4 protein-coding genes are annotated in these 4,374 nt (G+C 71.8%); all 4 read right to left on the bottom strand.

Features of this window, described 5'->3' with window-relative positions:
* On the bottom strand, window positions 1-207 hold a 207-nt coding region (locus AB8Z36_RS32270), incomplete at its 3' end, for a biotin/lipoyl-containing protein (protein ID WP_369216931.1).
* Between the two features lie 99 nt (window positions 208-306).
* Window positions 307-1,695 (bottom strand): dihydrolipoyl dehydrogenase, encoded by a 1,389-nt coding sequence (lpdA, locus tag AB8Z36_RS32265; RefSeq protein WP_369216930.1) that lies wholly within the window; start codon window positions 1,693-1,695, stop codon window positions 307-309.
* Between the two features lie 311 nt (window positions 1,696-2,006).
* Entirely contained in the window at window positions 2,007-3,551 is a 1,545-nt protein-coding gene (locus tag AB8Z36_RS32260) for a leucyl aminopeptidase (protein ID WP_369216929.1), read from the bottom strand.
* Between the two features lie 146 nt (window positions 3,552-3,697).
* On the bottom strand, window positions 3,698-4,348 hold the full coding sequence (locus tag AB8Z36_RS32255; protein WP_440582052.1) for an adenosylcobinamide-GDP ribazoletransferase: 651 nt from the start codon (window positions 4,346-4,348) through the stop codon (window positions 3,698-3,700).
* Between the last annotated feature and the right edge of the window lie 26 nt (window positions 4,349-4,374).

The raw sequence follows: 4,374 nt of genomic DNA, 5'->3' as shown, positions 1-4,374 counted from the left end.
GACCTCGACGGTCTCGTCCTCAGCGACCTTGATGGAGGCCAGGATGCCCGCGGCGGGCGAGGGGATCTCGGTGTCGACCTTGTCGGTCGAGACCTCGAGCAACGGCTCGTCGGCCTCGACGCGCTCGCCCTCGGCCTTCAGCCAACGGGTGACAGTGCCCTCGGTGACGCTCTCGCCGAGCGCCGGAAGGGATACGGAAACCGCCATGGTTTCGGTTGCTCCTTACGGATGGGAACTCCCCTGCTCGAACGAAGTCGAGAGCCCGGGGAATGCGGAAAGTCTGGTCGTCGCGCCCGAAGACTGAGGTCAGTCGTGGGAGTGCAGCGGCTTGCCCGCCAGGGCCAGGTGGGCCTCGCCGAGCGCCTCGTTCTGGGTGGGGTGGGCGTGGATGAGCTGGGCGACCTCGGCGGGGAGCGCCTCCCAGTTGTAGATGAGCTGGGCCTCGCCGACCTGCTCGCCCATGCGGTCGCCCACCATGTGGACGCCCACCACGGCACCGTCCTTGACCTGGACGAGCTTGATCTCGCCCGCGGTCTTGAGGATCTTGCTCTTGCCGTTGCCCGCGAGGTTGTACTTGAGGGCGACGACCTTGTCCGCGCCGTAGATCTCCTTGGCCTTGGCCTCGGTGATGCCCACGGAGGCGACCTCGGGGTGGCAGTACGTCACCCGGGGCACGCCGTCGTAGTCGACCGGGACGGTCTTGAGACCGGCCAGGCGCTCCGCCACCAGCATGCCCTCGGCGAAGCCGACGTGCGCGAGCTGGAGCGTGGGGACCAGGTCACCGACGGCCGAGACGGTCGGGACGTTGGTCTGCATGTACTCGTCGACCAGGACATAGCCGCGGTCCATCGCGACGCCCTGCTCCTCGTACCCGAGGCCCTGGGAGACCGGGCCGCGGCCGATGGCGACCAGGAGGACCTCGGCCTCGAAGGTCTTGCCGTCGGCGAGGGTCACGCGGACGCCGTCCTGCGTGTACTCGGCCTTCTCGAAGAACGTGCCGAGGTTGAACTTGATGCCGCGCTTGCGGAAGGCGCGCTCAAGAAGCTTGGAGCTGTTCTCGTCCTCGACGGGCACGAGGTGCTTGAGGCCCTCGATGACCGTGACGTCGGAACCGAAGGACTTCCACGCCGAGGCGAACTCGACGCCGATGACGCCGCCGCCCAGGATGATCGCGGACTTCGGCACGCGGTCCAGGGTCAGGCCGTGGTCCGAGGAGATGATGCGGTTGCCGTCGATCTCCAGGCCCGGCAGCGACTTCGGCACGGAACCGGTCGCGAGGAGCACGTGGCGGCCCTGGACGCGCTGGCCGTTCACGTCCACCGAGGTCGGCGACGAGAGCTTGCCCTCGCCCTCGATGTACGTCACCTTGCGGGAGGCGACGAGACCCTGGAGGCCCTTGTACAGGCCCGAGATCACGTCGTCCTTGTACTTGTGGACGGCCGCCATGTCGATGCCCTCGAAGGTGGCCTTCACGCCGAACTGGTCGGCCTCGCGCGCCTGGTCGGCGATCTCGCCGGCGTGCAGCAGCGCCTTCGTGGGGATGCAGCCGTTGTGCAGGCAGGTGCCGCCGAGCTTGTTCTTCTCGATCAGGGCGACGTCCAGGCCCAGCTGCGCTCCGCGCAGCGCCGCGGCGTATCCGCCGCTACCGCCGCCGAGGATCACTAGGTCGAAAACGGTGCTGGCGTCGTTCGCCACGTCACGTCCTCCATGCATGTGCGCCGTACGCCGGACCCCTTTTCGCGGGGGACGACCGGTCGGTCGGCTGGTATTCGGCCGCTCTTGTTTCGGCCCTTTGGTGGGGGCCCTGTCCTGCCGAGAACCCATCTTCGCACTTGTCGGCGCGAGACGGGACGCCGGGCCGGGCTGTGAGACGCCCACCTGCCCCCGTGAGGGGCCTGCCCATGCGTACGAACATGCGGATTTCGTCGAGGGCGAAATCGCGCGCGCGGCAGATACGGGGCCCCGGACGCCGTGACGTCCGGGGCCCCGCACCGGGTGTGTCCGGGTCAGCCCAGGTCGCCCGCGGCGGTGCGCTCGGCGAGGCGGACCAGGGTGCGGACCGCGCTGCCGGTGCCGCCCTTGGGCGTGTAGCCGTACGGCGCGCCCTCGTGGAAGGCCGGGCCCGCGACGTCGAGGTGCGCCCAGGCGATGCCCTCGCCCACGAACTCCTGGAGGAAGAGTCCGGCGACCAGGCCGCCGCCCATCCGGTCGCCGATGTTGGCGATGTCGGCGGTGGGGGAGTCCATGCCCTTGCGCAGGTCGGCGGGGAGCGGCATGGGCCACGACGGCTCGCCGACCTCCTCGGCGATCTCGTGGACGGACGCACGGAAGGCGTCGTCGTTGGCCATGATGCCGAAGGTGCGGTTGCCGAGCGCCACCATCATGGCGCCGGTCAGGGTCGCCACGTCGACGATCGCGTCGGGCTGGTCCTCCGAGGCCTTGGCGATCGCGTCGGCCAGGACCAGGCGGCCCTCGGCGTCGGTGTTCAGGACCTCGACGGTCTTGCCGCTGTACATCCGCAGGACGTCGCCGGGGCGGGTCGCGGAGCCGGAGGGCATGTTCTCGGCGAGCGCCAGCCAGCCGGTGACGTTCACTTCGAGCCCGAGGCGCGCGGCGGCGACGACGGCGGCGAAGACGGCCGCGGCACCGGCCATGTCGCACTTCATGGTCTCGTTGTGACCGGCGGGCTTCAGCGAGATGCCGCCCGAGTCGTAGGTGATGCCCTTGCCGACGAAGGCGAGGTGCTTCTTGGCCTTGGAGTGCGTGTACGAGAGCTTGACCAGGCGCGGCGGGGCCTCCGAACCGGCGCCGACGCCGAGGATGCCGCCGTAGCCGCCCTTGGTGAGGGCCTTCTCGTCGAGCACCTGGACCTTGATGCCGTTCTCCTTGGCCGCCGCGCTCGCGACGGCGGCGAAGGCCTCGGGGTTCAGGTCGTTCGGCGGGGTGTTGACCAGGTCGCGGGCGCGGTTGAGCTCCTCGGCGACCGCGACGGCGCGCTCCAGCTCGGCCTTGTAGGCCTTGTCGCGCGGCTTGCCGCCCAGCAGGGCGACCTCGGCGAGGGGCGCCTTGGCGTCCTTGCCGTTCTTCCTGCCCTTGGCGTCGCCCGTGTCCTTGTACGCGGTGAAGGAGTAGGCGCCGAGCAGCGCGCCCTCGGCGAGGGCGCCGATGTCCCCGGCGTCCTCGACGGGCAGCGCGAACGCGGCCTTCCTGGAGCCGGTCAGGGCGCGCGCGGCGACACCGGCGGCGCGGCGCAGGGCGTCCGTGCCGTAGGTCTCGTCCTTCTCGGGGACCTCGCCGAGGCCGACCGCGACGACGACGGGGGCCTTGAAGCCCGAAGGCGCGGGCAGCTTCGTCACCTCGCCCTCGCCGCCCGTGGCGCCGAGGGTCTCCAGGACGGACGCGAGCTTGCCGTCGTACGCCTTGTCCACGGACTCGGCGCCGGTCGCGACGACCAGTGCCCCCTTGGAGCCGGAGCCCTTGGCGACACCGACGACGATCGCGTCGGCCCGCAGGCCGGACGCGGCGGCGGTGCTGAGAGTCAGAGCAGTCACGGTGGTGAGGTCCTCTTTCGGTGAGTTTCGGCGGGCTGTGGGGTGGTGAGCCCGTCGCGAGCCTACGCCCGTGAGCGCAGCGGTGCGCATGACTGTGTGTATTCAGCACGGTGTCGCGTACGCCGGGGTTTCGCCTGACCTGGGCGTCAGCCGAGCGCGAGCACCACCAGGGCCGTCGTGGCGGCGGTCTCCGCGAGGCCGCCGAAGACGTCTCCGGTGACACCGCCGAAGCGCCGGACACAGTGCCGCAGCAGCAGCTCCGAGACGCCGACGGCGGCGCACACGGCCACCGCCGCGCGCAGCACGTCGTACGGCCCGAGCAGCGCGCCCGAGGCCCCGGCCGCGCACACCACGGCCGCCGCCACGAGCAGCGCCCGGCCGCGCGGCACCACCCCGGCGACGGCGGCGCCGAGCCCCCCGGGGCGGGCCGGGGGCACGCCGTCGCGGGCGGCCAGGGTGAGGGCGAGCCGGGCCGCGGCCGCGGAGACGACGGCGGCGAGCGCGCCGCGCGCCCACGACGCCTCGTACAGCTGGGTCAGGACGGCGACCTGGGCGAGCAGCACGAAGAGCAACGTGATGACGCCGAACGGGCCGATGTCGGACTGCTTCATGATCCGCAGCGCGTCCTCGGCGGSGCYWRGCGCGGCCGAGGCCGTCGGCGAGAGCCTGGTGAACCTCGCGCTGTACGTGACCGTCGCGGGCCTCGGCCCGCGCCAGGTCCCGTGCGGCGGTCTTCCGGCCCGTGAGCCAGCGGCGGCGGCTGCGGCCGAGGCCGAACGGTGCCTGGCCGCCACCACCGAGCGGGAGCGGCTCGCCCGCGAAC

The organism is Streptomyces flavofungini, assembly GCF_041028215.1.
In the GTDB taxonomy this organism is placed as follows: domain Bacteria; phylum Actinomycetota; class Actinomycetes; order Streptomycetales; family Streptomycetaceae; genus Streptomyces; species Streptomyces flavofungini_B.
This window is presented reverse-complemented; position numbering and strand designations above follow the sequence as displayed.